Genomic DNA, 14621 nt, shown 5'->3' on the forward strand with positions numbered 1-14621 from the left:
GCCTCAATCCTCGAATGAGCGCCGTCATCTCGAGGCCTGCTCCTCGGCAAGGAAGGCGAGGACGTCCTTCTCCTCGACATCGCGCGCGATGAAGGCCTCGCCGACACCGCGCACCAGAATGAAAGTGAGCTTGCCGGCCACCGCCTTCTTGTCCTGGCGCATGATCTCGATGAGCTTGCGAGGCTCTGGGAGCGCCCCTTCGATATCGGCAAGCCGGGTCGGCAGATTTACCGAGCGCAGATGCTTCTCGATGCGCGCCGCCTGGCCCTTGGCGATGAGGCCCAGCCTTTCCGAGAAGCGGAAGGCCTGCGCCATGCCGATCGCGACGCCCTCGCCATGGAGGAGGCGCGATGAGTAGCCGGTCGCGGCCTCGAGCGCATGGCCGAAAGTGTGGCCGAGATTGAGGAGGGCGCGCACGCCCGTCTCGGTCTCGTCCTCGGCCACGATTCGGGCCTTCATCTCGCAGCTCCGGGTGATGGCCTTGATGCGCGCCTGCGCATCGCCCGCGAAGACCGACGACGCGTTGGCTTCGAGCCAGGCGAAGAACTCGGCATCGCCGAGGAGGCCATATTTGGCGACCTCGGCATAGCCTGCCGCGAGCTCGCGCGGGGGGAGCGTATCGAGCAAGGCGATGTCGATAAGGACGGCGCGCGGCTGATGGAAGGCGCCGACCAGGTTCTTGCCATGGGGCGAGTTGATGCCGGTCTTGCCGCCGACCGATGAATCGACCTGCGCCAGAAGCGTGGTCGGGATCTGGATGAAATCGACGCCGCGGCGCAAGACGGCCGCCGCGAAGCCGGCGAGATCGCCGATGACGCCGCCGCCGAGGGCTATGACCATGTCGCGCCGCTCGATGCCGGCGGCGAGAAGGCTGTCGCAGGTGTCGGCGAGATGGCGATAGCTCTTGGTCGCTTCGCCCGCCGGAAGCACGATGCTCTTCGCTTCGATGCCGGCCGCGGCAAGGCTCTGGCGCAAGGGCTCGAGATGAAGCTCGGCGACATGGCTGTCGGTGACGATGGCGGTGAGCGGGCGCTTGAACAGCGGCCGCAGGCGCTGTCCCGCCTCCTTGAGCAGGCCTTCGCCAATGGTGATGCCATAGCTGCGCGATCCGAGATCGACGGCGACAGTAGCGTTGGCGGCGGCGAGGTCAGCTTTGGGCATTGTGCAGACGGTCCCAGCCCGGCCAGCGGGCCAGGTTCCTGATGATGGTGTTGACGATGGAGGTATGCGCGACGTCGCGACTGTCGACGGTGAGATCGGCTTCGGCATAGACGGGGTAGCGCTCCTCGATCAGCTTGCGCATCACCGCTTCGGGATCGGCATTCTGCAGCAGCGGGCGGTTGGAGCGCCGGCGCACCCGGCGCATCAGGAGGTCGAAATCGGCCCTGAGCCAGATGGCGATGCCGTGGCGGCGAATGGCCTCGCGCGTGTCACCATTCATATAGGCGCCACCGCCGGTCGCCAGCACCTGAGCGCCGTTCTCGAGCAAGCGGGCGATCACCTTACGCTCGCCGTCGCGGAAATAGGCCTCGCCATGCCTGGCGAAGATCTCGGGGATGGTCTGGCCGGCGGCGAGCTCGATCTCATGGTCGGCATCGACGAAAGCGAGGCCGAGCTTCTCGGCGAGCCTCCTGCCGACCGTCGTCTTGCCGGCCCCCATGAGGCCGACAAGCACGATCGCATGGCCATCGAGGCGCTGGCGGACGGTGGTCGTATCCTTGCTGAGCGAGCGGCGGGCCATCTGTCGAGGTCTTGCATCAACGTTTCTGCGCCATCGCCTAGCGCATTATATGGTCAAGGGGAATTGTTTCGCCGTTTTACAAGCTTTCACCAAATATTGTCGCCCTTCTGGGAGTGTGGCTTGCCCGAATCTCTTGGCGAGGGTCGAGCAATCGGGCAAAAGGACTGCCGGTTGAGGAAGGACGTGGCGTGCCTGATACCGTTCGCTTTCTATTAATCATCGCGTGCTTGGCTGGGGCCGTCTATGGGGCGGCGTGGGCGCTTGCCAACTACCCCCCGGAACAGACCCAGATCGTCAGGCCGCTGCCGCATGAGAAAATCAGACAGCAATGACAAGGGCCGGGACAGCCGGCTGATCGAGCGATTCCTCGAAATGATGAGCGCCGAGCGCGGCGCGGCGCAGAATACTCTCGCCGCCTATGAGCGCGATCTTTCGGACTATGCCGATTTCCTCAATGCCAAGGGTTCGGGTCTTGCAACCGCCAAGCCGGAACATATAAGGAACTATCTCGCCGGCCTTGCCGAGCAGGGCCTCAAATCATCGAGCGCCGCCCGCCGGCTCTCGGCGCTACGGCAGCTGCACAATTTTCTCTATGGTGAAGGCATCGTTAAGGAAAATCCCGCCACGGCGGTCGATGCGCCCAGGTTGCGCCGCCCCTTGCCCAAAGTCATGACGGAAGACGATGTCACCCGACTCATCGAGGCAGCTTCGGCGAGAATCGGCCGGCTCAAGGGCAAAGCGCGGGTCAAGGCCTTGCGGCTTCATTGCTTGCTCGAGCTCCTTTATGCGAGCGGATTGCGGGTGTCGGAGCTCGTCGGCCTCAGGAAGCAGGCCCTCGCCAAGGCTTCGCCATTCATCATGGTCAAGGGCAAAGGCGGGCGCGAGAGGCTGGTACCTGTCTCGCATAAGGCGAGCGCCTCGGTCTCGGCCTATCTCGATGCCCTGAAGCAAGACGGCGATGACGGGAGCCCCTGGCTTTTCCCCTCGCATGGCGAGGAGGGCCATCTGACCCGCCAGCATTTCGCCCTCGAGCTCAAATCATTGGCCGCCGAAGCGGGGCTTTCGCCTGACCGGATCTCGCCGCATGTGCTCCGGCACGCTTTTGCCAGCCATCTCCTGGCGGGCGGGGCCGATCTCCGGGCCGTCCAGCAGATGCTGGGCCATGCCGATATATCAACGACGCAGATCTATACCCATGTCCAGACCGACCGGCTGAAGGCCGCGGTCGAGACCCATCACCCTTTAGCGAAGTCCGGTTGACATCCGGGGCAGGGATAGCCAGTTTGCGCCGCAATTTGGCGGGAACCTCTCCCCCGTTCAGGTTGGATCAACCGGTATGGGATAAAAAGGGGCCCAGTCCTATATAGAGACCTTCCCCATCCCGAGGTTCAATGCACGCCTATCTCGATTTCGAAGCCCCCCTTGCCGAGCTGGAAGGAAAGATCGCGGAGCTCAAGGCCATTGCCGCTCCCGAATCCACCGTCTCGATCAGCGAAGAGGTGAAGGCGCTGGAGAAGAAGGCGGCAAAGAGCCTGGCCGATCTCTATCAGAATCTGACGCCCTGGCAGAAGGCGCAGGTCGCGCGCCATCCCGACCGGCCGCACAGCGCCGATTACATTGCGAACCTCATCACCGATTACACGCCCATGGCGGGCGACCGCAAATTCGCCGAGGACAATGCCATCATCGGCGGCCTCGGCCGCTTCCGCGGCGAGGCGGTCTGCGTCATCGGCCAGGAAAAGGGCCACGACACCCAGACCCGCCTCAAGCACAATTTCGGCATGGCGCGGCCGGAAGGCTACCGCAAGGCGGTGCGGCTCATGGAGACTGCCGACCGCTTCGGCATCCCGGTCCTCACCTTCATCGACACGGCCGGCGCCTATCCCGGCATCGATGCCGAGGAACGCGGGCAGGCGGAAGCGATCGCACGCTCGACCGATTGCTGCCTGGGGCTCGGCGTGCCGCTTATCTCGGTGATCATCGGCGAGGGCGGGTCGGGCGGGGCCATCGCCATCGCCACCGCGAATGCCGTGCTGATGCTGGAGCACGCGATCTACAGCGTGATCTCGCCGGAAGGTGCCGCCACCATTCTGTGGCGCGATTCGACCCGCGCCAAGGATGCGGCGAGCTCCATGCGCATCACTGCGCAGGATCTGAAGAAGCTCGGCATCATCGACGACATCATCGGCGAGCCTCTGGGCGGCGCCCATCGCGGGCGCGAGCAGGTGCTCGCCTCGACCGATGAGGCGATATCGCGCTCGCTTCGGGCCTTCGGCGCCATGCCGCCCGATGCGCTCAAGCAGCAGCGGCGCGACAAGTTCCTGGCGATCGGACGGGATCTTTAGACAGCCTGGCGTTCGCGGCGGACCCCAGGATTTGAGGCAATCCTGATGAACGCGAAGCGGATGAACTCAGTTCCTGACAGCACTGCTTCGAGCCAGCTCGCCTCCTACCATGCTGCTCCGCTCTCGGATGATAGGCGAAGAGCAGCAGGGCTCGCGTCGACGAGAATCACCGGTAAAGCGGGCCCTCCACATGGTCAAGGAGCTCCGCCACATTATCCAGGGAAAGCCCTGACTTGAGATTGCCGAGATCGCGGGCCATTACCTTGAAGGGCTGCTGCCTGGCTGTAATGCGCCGGCTTGCCAGCCCGCGGCGCAGTGTCTCGTTCACGACATCGCGGAAAGGCCGGCCGGCACGGCGCGATTCCGCCTTAAGCTTGGCCGCTACATCTTCGTCGAGAGTGAGTGTCGTTCGCATACTTGAATCTAGCTCTGCTGAGCCTTGGCCGGTGATGGCCCCATAGTTGCTGCAACCAGGCACTCATGCATGAGGTATTTGCCGCTGGCAGCGCGTGGCAGCTCCGACACTTTGATGGGGATGACCCTGAAGCCGGGCGCCATGCACCGATCGATGACGTCCTGTGCCTGCCGTTGGGCCAGCTCGGCAGCGCCGTCGACGGGAATGTAGAGAAATTCGATATCCGACAGGGTGCGCTGGATGAGCTTATACTGTTGCAAACCCAGCATTTGCGCTCTTTTGGGATCGACCCATGGCATGATGGGCTCACCGGTCGGCAACTTGAAGAGGTTTCTCTCGCGGCCGACAATGCGGTCCAGCGACAGTGTTGATTCTGGACAAGGCGGCCCTGCGCTCACGACGGCGTAGTCTCCGGTTTCGTAGCGCACGAGCGGCATGGCCATATTGTAGAGCGGCGTGACGATCACTCGGCCAAGCTTGCCGGCGGGAGCCGGCCGGCCTCCGTCATCGAGAATTTCAACCATACTGAGCCGGTCCGCGGGGTGGTAGGCGCCGCAGCTCGAACATTGTGTGGCGATTATCCCGGTCTCGATACTGCTGTATTTGTCGACCATTCGACAGGTCGGAAGCTCGCTGACGATCGCCCGCAATTGTTCCGGCACGACCTCTGATACAGTGACGATCAACCTCAGCGGCAAAGTTACCCCGGAAGTGGAAGCGTGTTGCAAGATCCCAAGGGCCATCTGTGGACCGCTGTAGAGCAGCGATGCGCCCGTTCTTGTGATGAAGTCGAAGGCCTCCTGAACGTCACCACTGTGCAGGGTGCGCAGAAGGGTTCCTGATTGTTGTCGTAGCTCTCTGATCGTGCCCTGTGGATCGCGCAGGGTTGGATTGCGAACGACTGCCGCGAACCTATGCTCTGGGATGTTCCAACCCCGAAGCAGCCGGTTATTCTCAAACACGCTGATCTTGTTCGATCTTTCAGTGTGCCGGACCTCCATGGGCTGGCCCGTCGATCCGGAAGTCATATAGGTATGTATGCGTCCTTCCGACGGCGGGACATTGGGATTGTAGAAGCGCTGGGTGCTGGCCCTGACCACGGATTTTGGCGTTATCGGGATGTCCTTCAGGGCGATCGATGTCCCTTGTCTCACGCCTTTGGCCCAAGCCTGGTCACGATAGTAGGGTGAGCAGCCGGCAGCGTTGGCGAGCATGGCTGCCAAAAGCTTCGGCAAGTCTGGTTTGAGGGCGCTATCCAAGACAGGTGAGTTCCGCCAGTGGTGTGGCGGGCCACATTGTGCTGCAACCGCAGACCAAAGGCAAACGTGGAATAAGAAACGACGTTGGAAGAACCCGCGCACCGATCTCTGGATGCGGGCGTTTTGCTTCCTGGCCCCATAGCGAAGCTTCGCCGCAAAGCTGCCCTCATTTCTGGCCAGTCTCCCGGAAATGCCCATGCGGATCCTGACACTGTTCCTGATCCTGGTTGCCGTCGCGGCGACGGGCTACGCCGTCTACGACAGATACAACGACTACAGCATCGCTGAAGCGCGCCGGACCTTGCCGACACGGCTCGCGGCCAAGGGCCTGCGCCAGGGGCAACCGGTGTATGTGCGCATCTTCAAGCAGGAAGCCGCCCTCGAATTGTGGATGGAAGGCGATCAGGGATGGCGGTTGTTCCAGTCCTATCCGATCTGCCGGTTCTCAGGGCATCTCGGCCCCAAGCTCCAGCAGGGCGACCGGCAGGCGCCCGAAGGCTTCTATCACGTGAGTCTCGCTCAGCTCAATCCCAACAGCCGGCATCATTTGTCATTCAACCTCGGCTTCCCGAACGCCTATGACCGCGCCCATGGACGCACCGGCTCGTTCCTCATGGTGCATGGCGGCTGCAGCTCGGTCGGCTGCTATGCGATGACCGATCCCGCGGTCGACGATATCTATGCGCTGGTTTCCGCAGCGTTGAGAAACGGGCAACAAGATGTCGACGTCCATGCCTTTCCGTTCCGCATGACCGACATCAACATGATACGGTATTCACGTTCACGCTGGATTGATTTCTGGCGCGACCTCAAGGCCGGATATGACCTGTTCGAGAAGGGCAGGCGCATCCCCGCGGTGAAAATCGCCGACAAGCGCTATGTCGTCGAGGGCTAGACGCTCTCAAGGCCGGCCCGAAACCAAGAGCAAATCCCGCCAAAGTTGAAGACTTTGGCGATAAGGATTTGCTCCAATATTAATTGGCGCGAATCCTTTTCGGCGAAGTGATTCCACTTCGCCGGGATGCGCGCAAAAACGGGATCAGACTGAATGACTTACTTCACGCGCCGCCATTTTATCACCGGTCTCGCCGCGACCGCCGCCCTCTCGCCCTTCGCCCGCACGGCGCGTGCCGCACCAGAGGCGAGCAAGATCACGGCGACGACGCGCGTCATCGAGGTGAAGGGCAAAGCAGCCACGGTGTTCAGCCTCGAAAGCAAGACCGGCTTCATCTTCGATGCCGGGCAGGATATCCGCCTCACCCTCGCCAACCGCTTGAGCGAGCCGACACTCGTCCATTGGCATGGTCAGACGCCGCCCAGCGAACAGGACGGCGTGCCCATGCTCTCGCAGCCGCCGCTCAAGCCCGGCGAAAGCTATTCTTACGAATTCCATCCGCGGCCGGGCACGCATTGGATGCATTCGCATGTCGGGCTCCAGGAGCAGAAGCTCCTCGCCGCTCCGATGATCTTGCGCGACAAGGCCGATCTCGCCGCCGATGTGCAGGAGCATGTCGTGCTCTTGCATGATTTCACCTTCCGCGACCCGCAAGAGATCCTGGCCGAGCTCAAGGCGGGGGGCGGCGATCACGCCGCGCATGGCAGCGGCGGCGCTTCAGGCGACATGAGCGGCATGGATCACAGCAAGATGGCCAGCGGTGAACCTTCCGCCATGCTCAACGACGTGCGTTTCGATGCCTTTCTCGCCAATGACCGCACTCTCGATGATCCAGAGATATTGCGCGCCGAGCCGGGCGGCCGGGTGAGGCTCAGGATCATCAACGGCGCGGCGGCCTCCAATATGTGGGTGGATCCGGGCCAGCTCGAAGCCCAACTCATCGCGGTCGACGGCAATGCGATCATGCCATTGCGCGAGAAGCTGTTCCCCCTCGCCGTCGCCCAGCGCATCGATCTCGCCATCGAGCTGCCGCGTGAAGAGGGCGCCTGGCCAATTCTCTTTCGTCCCGAAGGCACGACGGCGCGCACCGGCATCATCATCGCCACGGGCGACGGCAAGATTGCGAAGATCGCGGGCGAAGGCGAAATGACGCCGGCGGTCGATCTCGCCATGGAGCTCAGGATGCGGGCCAGCAAGAGTCTCAGGCCCGAGCCCGTCACCCGCACCGAGATGCTGATGCTGACCGGCGGCGGCGCCGACTATGTCTGGGGCTTGAACGGCAAGCCGTCGCTGCAGCATGAGACGCTGTTCGGGGTCAGGCTCGGCGAGCGCATCGCCGTGATGATCCACAATATGACCCAAATGTCGCATCCGATGCATCTGCATGGCCACCATTTCCAGGTCATCGACATCGGCGGGCAGAAGATCGCCGGCGCGCTCCGCGACACTGTGCTGGTGCCGCCCCAAGCCGCGGTGACCATCGCCTTCGACGCCGACAATCCCGGCAATTGGGCCTTCCACTGCCACCATCTCTATCATATGAATGCCGGCATGATGGGCGCCGTTGCTTATGTGAACGCCGCCTGATTCCCAAATAGCGGCCCTTTTTGCTTTCTTCGTTCGCCGGTGACAAAATCCGCACCATGCTGGACCAAAGATTCAATCCCGACGTGCGCAAGGCGCTTGCGTCGCTTCTGGCTCACACCGCCGCTCATTCGCCCTATTATCGCGGGCAGGCCTGGGCAAAGAGCGTGCGGGGAGGGGCATCGGTCGCCCTCAAGAACATCCCGGTAACCGCAAAATCGCTCGTCAGGGAGCAGCCGGACCGCTTCTACATTTCCGCTGTTCCGCCGTCCGAAGGCAAAATCATGAGCAAGTACACCTCAGGGTCCACCGGTCACCCCATGGAGGTGAGGCAGACATCGAAATTCTACGCGATCAACGACCTGGAGCGCACGCGGCTGCTTGAAGGCTGGGGATTTGAGCGTTACTCGTGCGGAGTCGTGATCAATAATCCGGATGTCGAACATCCGAGAGGGTCGACAACGAGTAAATACAAGAAAGGTGGATCGATCCATCAGCTCTATACGAGCGATGCCTATGAAGCCGTGGACTTCATAGCGGAGAAGGGCGCGCAGGTGCTGCACAACCGGCCATCCATGTGCGCGGCGATTCTTCAGCACGCGGCGGACAGGGGGATAAAGCTGCCCTTGGCGCTGATCACCACGACGTCCGAGCTCGTTCCCGATCAGTTTCGTATGACGGTCAGATCACTGCCGGGTTGCCGGCTCGTCGACAGATATTCGGCGGTGGAGACCCTGCTGATCGCAACGGAGTGCGCACAATGTGGCGCCTATCATCCAGCCGATCGCAAGCTGGTGCTCGAAGTTCTCGATGACAACGACAAGCCTGTCAAGGCGGGGAAGATGGGCAGGATCATCGTCACTTCGCTATTCAATCTTGCCATGCCGCTCATTCGCTACGAGATAGGCGATTACGCCGTCATTGCCGAGGCCGATACCTGCCCGCGCGCTTCGATGTCGCTCACCCGCATCGTGGGTCGCGAAAGAAACGTATTCAAGATGCCGGACGGACGAAAGGTCATGCCATGGCTGGATCCGGAAGTGGCCTTGAGTGCCGGCCTGCATCAATTCAAGATGATCCAGCACAGTTTGGCGGAAATTGAGCTGCTGTATATCCCACATGGGACTGTGGAATTGTCTTCAGCGCGCGCCCAGGAGCTTGTCGAGGAGCATATGGGGCCAGGCTTCAACGTCAAATGCACCAAGGTCGAAAATCTGCCGCCGGCGCCAAACGGAAAATATATGATGCATGAGTGCCTCATCTGAGGCGATGCAACGGTGGAGACGGCGCCAGATTGGACCTTCCACTGCCTCAATCTCCATCATATGAATGCCGGCATGATGGGCGCCGCCGCTTATGTGAACGCCGCCTGATTCCCAAATAGCGGCCTCTTTGCTTTCTTCATTCACCGGTGGCAAAATCCGCACCATGCTGAATCAAGGCCTCAATCCGGACATGCGCAAGGCGCTGGCGTCGCTCCTGGCTTACACTGCCGCTCATTCACCCTATTATCGCGAGCAGGCCTGGGCAAAAAACGCACGGCGCGGGGCCCTTGTTTCCCTTCGGAATATTCCGATCACCCCGACGTCGGTGGTCCGGAAGGAAGCGGGCCTTTTCCATGTCCCGGACGTGCCGAAATCCGAAGGAAAGATCATCACAAAGTTCACGTCGGGATCGACCGGTCGCCCTCTCGAGGTCAGGCATACGGCGCGATTCTACTCGATAAACGACGTTGAGCGAACCCGACTTCTCACCGGTTGGGGTTTCGAGCGCTATGCGTCTGCAGGGATCATCAAATATCCCGACGCCGATCATCCGCCGGGAACGGTGAGGACTAAGCTGAAGCCCGAGGGTTCAATTCACCGCCTTTATACGGCCGACGCCATCGAGGCCGTGGACATGATTATGCGCACCGGCATTCAGGTTCTTCATGTTCGACCTGCGTTCTGCGTGGGAATTCTGCAGCACTCGGCTGACAAAGGCATCAAGCTGCCCGTGCAACTGATAACGACCGTCACGGAGCTTGTCTCAGATGAGCTTCGCGCGATGGTCGGAGAAATCCCAGGATGCAAGCTGGTCGACAGATATGCGACCTCCGAGACTTTGCTGATCGCAACGGAGTGCGCTCAATGTGGCGCATATCATGCGGCGGACAGAAAGCTGGTCGTAGAAGTGCTGGATGATGACGACACGCCCGTCAAGCCAGGAAGAATGGGTCGAGTGGTGGTGACTTCGCTTTTGAATCTCGCCATGCCGCTCGTCAGGTACGATATGGGCGACTTGGCCCTGCTGGCGAAACACAGCTGTCCGCGCTCCACCGTGACGCTTGCCCGCATCGTGGGCCGCCAGATAAATCTGTTCAAGACGGCGGATGGCCGTCGGATATTGCCGTACATCGACTCGCGATCGGCGAGTGAGGCCGGCTTCAGGCAGTTCAAGCTCGTGCAGCGCAGCTTGACCGATATCGACCTGCTTTATATTCCCTCGCCCGATCGGACCGAAGTGCCTCAGGACCGTGGCCAGAGGCTCGTCGATCACCACATGGGGCCGGGCTTCAACGTCACATCGATCAAGGTCGATGAAATGCCACTCTCTCCGGGCGGCAAATTTCTGATGCATGAGTCCCTGATCTAAGGGCTATGCAACGGCGGAGACGGCGCCAGATTGGGCCTTCCACTGCCCCGATCTCTGTCATATGAATGCCGGCATGATGGGCGCCGTCGCTTATGTGAACGCCGCCCGAGATCCTACCTGGCATCCATGGGGGCGGGCGTGAAGCAGGCCGATATCCTGATCGTCAATGCGCGCGTGCAGACGCTCGACGGCGAAGGCACGCGGGGTAATTCAATCGCGATCGGCGGCAACGAGATCATCTTCATCGGCGATGCGGCGGCGGCCCAAGCCCTGGCGCACAAGGCAACTCGCAGGATCGATGCGCAAGGGGCAAGCGCGCTTCCGGGCTTCATCGAATCGCACATGCATATCTTCTCGGGCGCGGCCGAGCTCGACCAGCTGCATCTGACCGGGGTCAAGGGCTTTGCCGCGCTTGCCGAGAAGGCCAATGCCTATGCGGCGGCGCGTCCCGAGCTCAAGCTCATCGTCGCGCAGGGCGCTGACTATACCATCCTGTCGAAGGAAGAGCGGCTCACGCGCCATCATCTCGACCGCATTGTCCCCGACCGGCCGTTCATGATGTTCTCGCCCGATCATCACACGGCCTGGGCCAATAGCGCAGCGCTCGAGCGCGCCGGCATCCTCGCGGGACGCGATGTCGGGGTCGGCAGTGAAATCGTGATGGGCGAAGACGGCCTCGCCACGGGCGAATTGCGCGAAGGCGGCGCCATCGATCCCGTCAGGGCACTGGGAGGTGCGGGACGCGAGCGGCTCGGCCTCGAGACGGGCGGGGAGCCGGAGGTGGCGCCGAGCCCTGAGGAGCGCCAGGCCGACCGCGAGATCATCAGACGCGGCCTCGCCCACTGTGCAAGGCATGGCATCACCAGCTTCCACAATATGGACGGCAATTTCTATCAGCTCGAGCTGCTCGACGAGATCGACCGGGAAAGCGGATTGCCGGTGCGGGCGTGCATCCCGTTCCATATGAAGAACTTCATGAAGCTCTCGGCGCTCGAGAAAGCGAGCGAGATGCATAGGCGCTACCGCTCCGAGCGCCTGAGCTCGGGCTTCGTCAAACTGTTCATGGACGGGGTCATCGATTCGGGCACCGCCGTCATGGCCGAAGGCTATGCCGATCCTGAGGTGAAGAACGGCGATCCCTTGTTTTCGGCCGAGCATTTCAACGAGATCGCGATCGAAGCGGACCGGCGCCAACTGCAGATTGCCGTGCATGCCATCGGCGATGGCGCCGTCGCGCGCGTGCTCGACGGCTATGAGGCGGCGGCCAATGCCAATGGCCGGCGCGACAGCCGCCACCGGGTCGAACATATAGAGGTGATCCTGCCTCAGGATATCGAGCGCTTCGCCAGGCTCGGCGTCGTCGCCTCCATGCAGCCGCCGCATCCGCCAGGCACGATGGGGCTGCCGCTCGAGCCTACGATCGGCCTCATCGGCGAACGGCGCTGGGCCTATTCCTATGCCTGGCAGACCTTGCGCGAGGCGGGGGTCAGGCTCGCTTTCGGCAGCGACTGGCCGGTCTCCGACATCAATCCGTTGCGCGGCATCCATGCGGCGGTGACGCGCCGGGCCTGGAAGAAGGGGCTGCCCGAGCAGCGGCAATCGCTCAGCCAGACGCTCTTGGGCTATACGGCCGATGGCGCCTGGACGGAATTCAAGGAAGACCGCAAAGGCCGCCTCAAGCCCGGCATGCTGGCCGATATCGTCGTGCTGTCGGACGATATCGAATCGGTCAACCGGCAGGAAATCGACAAGCTCCAGCCTGTCGTGACGATCTGCGATGGGCGGATCACCTTTGAAGGCTAGAGCAAATCCCGCCAAAGGCCTGCCCCGGACCCGATCCGGGGTTGCAGACTTTGGCGACAAGGATTTGCTCCAGCTTATCGATTTGGCGCGGCTCCTTATCGGCGAAGTGGAGACACTTCGCCGGGAGGCGCGCTAATGGAGGTTCGATTCCTCGGCTGCGGCGATGCGTTCGGCAGCGGCGGGCGCTTCCACACCTGCTTCCATGTCAGCGACGACACCGGTGCCTTCCTCATCGATTGCGGCGCTACGTCACTGATCGCGCTCAAGAAATTCGCGATCGATCCCAACGCCATTCGCGCCATCCTGATCAGCCATCTGCACGGCGACCATTTCTGGGGACTGCCCTTCTTCCTCCTCGATGCGCAGCTCGTCAGCCGCCGCACCGCGCCGCTTGTCATTGCCGGGCCGCCCGGCCTCAAGTCGAGGCTCGCGACAGCCATGGAAAACGGCTTTCCGGGTGCCGCCGCTCTCCCCTGGCGTTTCGTGGAAATGGAGCCTGGGCAAAGGCTTAGCTTGGCCGGCCTCGCCGTGACGCCGTTCCTCATGCGGCATGCGTGCGGCGCGCCGCCTTTCGCCTTGCGGATCGAGGCGCAAGGCAAGGTCCTGTGCGATTCCGGCGACACTGAATGGGTGGACGAGCTCATAGAAGCGGCGCAAGGCGTGGACCTGTTCATCGCCGAAAGCTACTCTTTCGATGAAAAGATAAAATTCCATCTCGATTTCAAGACGTTAGCGTCTCATCTGGCCGAGATCGGCGCCCGCCGGGTGATTCTCATCCATATGAGCGCCGATATGCTGTGCCGCGTCCAGGAGACCGGTTGCGAGGCGGCCCGAGACGGCTTGGCTGTGAATATCTGAGCCGCCGGGGCGACTATTTTGGGCATTCAAGCGGCTGGCAATGCATAAAAATATTGATCTAAGGGAATCTTTCCTACCCAGGGGCATCCAAACTGCGCCTTTTTTGCAACACCTCCCGAAAATCGCCTATCTTCTGCCTAAATCCGCTTCCGGGGCCGCCGCATTTGACTTAACGTGCCTTCATTGACTTTGAGTAATCAAAACCAGAGTCGGCAAGTTACTCGTTGAATAACGGAAGGGGACTAAGATGCGAAAAGTTTTATTGTCTGCCGTGTCGATCGCGAGCTTGGGGCTGGCTCTGTCGGTCGCCCAAGCGGCTGATGTGATACCGGAACCGGTGGCCGCGCCGACTTGGACTGGTTTCCACATTGGCGTCGGTGGCGGTGCGGGGTACAACACCTATGACGCCAATTCGTTGTTCGAGAAGGATTTCTTCGACGACGAGGGCGAGCCCCAAAGCGGTGGTCCGGAATTCACCCTTGACATCGATGGCAACGATCTCGGTGCTTGGTATGGCTTCGGGACAGTGGAAATCGGCTTCGACGTCCAGTTCGACAACTCGCCGATCGTCCTCGGCATTCTGGCCAATTATGACTTCAATGGAAATAACGACGCGGATGCCTCGTCGACGTTTGATGAGGATGATGACGACGACGACTTTAGCTCCGTCTCCTCGATCAAGGCTGAGATTGACGATACCTGGTTCGTAGGCGGCAGGGCCGGCGTTGCCTTCAACGAAGACACGCTCATCTACGCTTTGGGCGGTTACACTTGGGCGAAAGGCAAGGTCGAGGCCTTCCATGCCTACAATGATGATGACGACGATGACGCAGCCCTCTTCGAAGAGGACGAGAGCGTCGATGGATGGACCGTCGGCGGCGGCATCGAGCACATGCTGACGGAGAATCTCTCTCTGAAGGTTGAATATCGCCATGACTTCCTCGACTCGATCGAGTGGGATGAGAAGGCCTTCGATCCGGAATGGGGTGTCGACGAGGAAAACCGGCATTCGGGCGAGGTCGACTTCGGTCGCGACACGGTCCGTGCGGTCATCTCCTGGCGCTTCAATCCTTTCGATATGTGATCT

At 61.5% G+C, this 14621-nt stretch carries 14 protein-coding genes; 10 read left to right on the top strand and 4 right to left on the bottom strand.

Annotated elements, in window-relative coordinates; genetic code table 11:
* Window positions 1–24: 24 nt before the first annotated feature.
* Both aroB and DS839_RS29335 read right to left on the bottom strand, forming a co-directional pair.
* The gene (gene aroB / locus DS839_RS29330) at window positions 25–1161 is read right to left on the bottom strand and encodes a 3-dehydroquinate synthase (RefSeq protein ID WP_119274074.1); all 1137 of its coding nucleotides are present in this window, start codon (window positions 1159–1161) and stop codon (window positions 25–27) included.
* Entirely contained in the window at window positions 1148–1741 is a 594-nt protein-coding gene (locus DS839_RS29335) for a shikimate kinase (protein WP_119274075.1), read from the bottom strand. The genes aroB and DS839_RS29335 overlap by 14 nt, the downstream gene beginning before the upstream one ends.
* Before the next feature lie 309 nt (window positions 1742–2050).
* Between DS839_RS29335 and xerD the strand changes: the two genes are divergently transcribed.
* Window positions 2051–3001: a site-specific tyrosine recombinase XerD gene (gene xerD / locus DS839_RS29340; protein WP_119274076.1), complete on the top strand. Its 951-nt coding sequence runs from the start codon at window positions 2051–2053 to the stop codon at window positions 2999–3001.
* Window positions 3002–3132: 131 nt separating this feature from the next.
* On the top strand, window positions 3133–4086 hold the full coding sequence (locus tag DS839_RS29345) for an acetyl-CoA carboxylase carboxyltransferase subunit alpha (RefSeq protein WP_119274077.1): 954 nt from the start codon (window positions 3133–3135) through the stop codon (window positions 4084–4086).
* Between the two features lie 166 nt (window positions 4087–4252).
* Here DS839_RS29345 and DS839_RS29350 read toward each other — a convergent pair whose 3' ends face one another.
* Together DS839_RS29350 and DS839_RS29355 are read right to left on the bottom strand one after the other, a co-directional pair.
* On the bottom strand, window positions 4253–4501 hold the full coding sequence (locus DS839_RS29350; protein ID WP_119274078.1) for a DUF2191 domain-containing protein: 249 nt from the start codon (window positions 4499–4501) through the stop codon (window positions 4253–4255).
* An 8-nt stretch (window positions 4502–4509) separates the two neighbouring features.
* Complete coding sequence (locus DS839_RS29355) at window positions 4510–5760, bottom strand: phenylacetate--CoA ligase family protein (protein WP_119274079.1); 1251 nt, start codon at window positions 5758–5760, stop codon at window positions 4510–4512.
* A gap of 196 nt (window positions 5761–5956) precedes the next feature.
* Here DS839_RS29355 and DS839_RS29360 point away from each other — a divergent pair, with 196 nt between their 5' ends.
* The 8 genes from DS839_RS29360 to DS839_RS29390 all read left to right on the top strand — a co-directional run bounded on the left by DS839_RS29360 (window position 5957) and on the right by DS839_RS29390 (window position 14618).
* Window positions 5957–6655 carry a 2-dehydro-3-deoxyphosphooctonate aldolase gene (locus DS839_RS29360; protein ID WP_368911987.1) on the top strand — a complete coding sequence of 233 codons (699 nt, stop codon included), beginning with the start codon at window positions 5957–5959 and terminating at the stop codon, window positions 6653–6655.
* Window positions 6656–6808: 153 nt separating this feature from the next.
* Window positions 6809–8242 carry a multicopper oxidase family protein gene (locus DS839_RS29365; protein ID WP_119274081.1) on the top strand — a complete coding sequence of 478 codons (1434 nt, stop codon included), beginning with the start codon at window positions 6809–6811 and terminating at the stop codon, window positions 8240–8242.
* A 56-nt stretch (window positions 8243–8298) separates the two neighbouring features.
* Window positions 8299–9504, top strand: coding sequence for a phenylacetate--CoA ligase family protein (locus tag DS839_RS29370; protein ID WP_119274082.1), 1206 nt, complete (start codon window positions 8299–8301; stop codon window positions 9502–9504).
* Window positions 9505–9516: 12 nt separating this feature from the next.
* On the top strand, window positions 9517–9612 hold the full coding sequence (locus tag DS839_RS37065; protein ID WP_368911988.1) for a multicopper oxidase domain-containing protein: 96 nt from the start codon (window positions 9517–9519) through the stop codon (window positions 9610–9612).
* Between the two features lie 55 nt (window positions 9613–9667).
* Window positions 9668–10873, top strand: a complete 1206-nt coding sequence (locus tag DS839_RS29375; RefSeq protein ID WP_119274083.1) for a phenylacetate--CoA ligase family protein — start codon at window positions 9668–9670, stop codon at window positions 10871–10873.
* A gap of 126 nt (window positions 10874–10999) precedes the next feature.
* Window positions 11000–12676 carry an amidohydrolase gene (locus DS839_RS29380; RefSeq protein WP_162918878.1) on the top strand — a complete coding sequence of 559 codons (1677 nt, stop codon included), beginning with the start codon at window positions 11000–11002 and terminating at the stop codon, window positions 12674–12676.
* 135 nt (window positions 12677–12811) lie between these two features.
* Window positions 12812–13534, top strand: coding sequence for an MBL fold metallo-hydrolase (locus DS839_RS29385; RefSeq protein WP_119274084.1), 723 nt, complete (start codon window positions 12812–12814; stop codon window positions 13532–13534).
* Between the two features lie 247 nt (window positions 13535–13781).
* Window positions 13782–14618, top strand: coding sequence for an outer membrane protein (locus DS839_RS29390; protein ID WP_119274085.1), 837 nt, complete (start codon window positions 13782–13784; stop codon window positions 14616–14618).
* Window positions 14619–14621: the final 3 nt, after the last annotated feature.

This window comes from Taklimakanibacter deserti, assembly GCA_003574785.1.

Coding starts and splice junctions, on each gene's coding strand:
- aroB (WP_119274074.1), bottom strand. CDS start 1,161: ATGCCCAAAGCTGACCTCGCCGCCGCCAACGCTACTGTCGCCGTCGAT.
- DS839_RS29390 (WP_119274085.1), top strand. CDS start 13,782: ATGCGAAAAGTTTTATTGTCTGCCGTGTCGATCGCGAGCTTGGGGCTG.
- DS839_RS29350 (WP_119274078.1), bottom strand. CDS start 4,501: ATGCGAACGACACTCACTCTCGACGAAGATGTAGCGGCCAAGCTTAAG.
- DS839_RS29335 (WP_119274075.1), bottom strand. CDS start 1,741: ATGGCCCGCCGCTCGCTCAGCAAGGATACGACCACCGTCCGCCAGCGC.
- DS839_RS29375 (WP_119274083.1), top strand. CDS start 9,668: ATGCTGAATCAAGGCCTCAATCCGGACATGCGCAAGGCGCTGGCGTCG.
- DS839_RS29370 (WP_119274082.1), top strand. CDS start 8,299: ATGCTGGACCAAAGATTCAATCCCGACGTGCGCAAGGCGCTTGCGTCG.
- xerD (WP_119274076.1), top strand. CDS start 2,051: ATGAGAAAATCAGACAGCAATGACAAGGGCCGGGACAGCCGGCTGATC.
- DS839_RS29360 (WP_368911987.1), top strand. CDS start 5,957: ATGCGGATCCTGACACTGTTCCTGATCCTGGTTGCCGTCGCGGCGACG.
- DS839_RS29345 (WP_119274077.1), top strand. CDS start 3,133: ATGCACGCCTATCTCGATTTCGAAGCCCCCCTTGCCGAGCTGGAAGGA.
- DS839_RS29365 (WP_119274081.1), top strand. CDS start 6,809: ATGACTTACTTCACGCGCCGCCATTTTATCACCGGTCTCGCCGCGACC.
- DS839_RS29380 (WP_162918878.1), top strand. CDS start 11,000: ATGGGGGCGGGCGTGAAGCAGGCCGATATCCTGATCGTCAATGCGCGC.
- DS839_RS29385 (WP_119274084.1), top strand. CDS start 12,812: ATGGAGGTTCGATTCCTCGGCTGCGGCGATGCGTTCGGCAGCGGCGGG.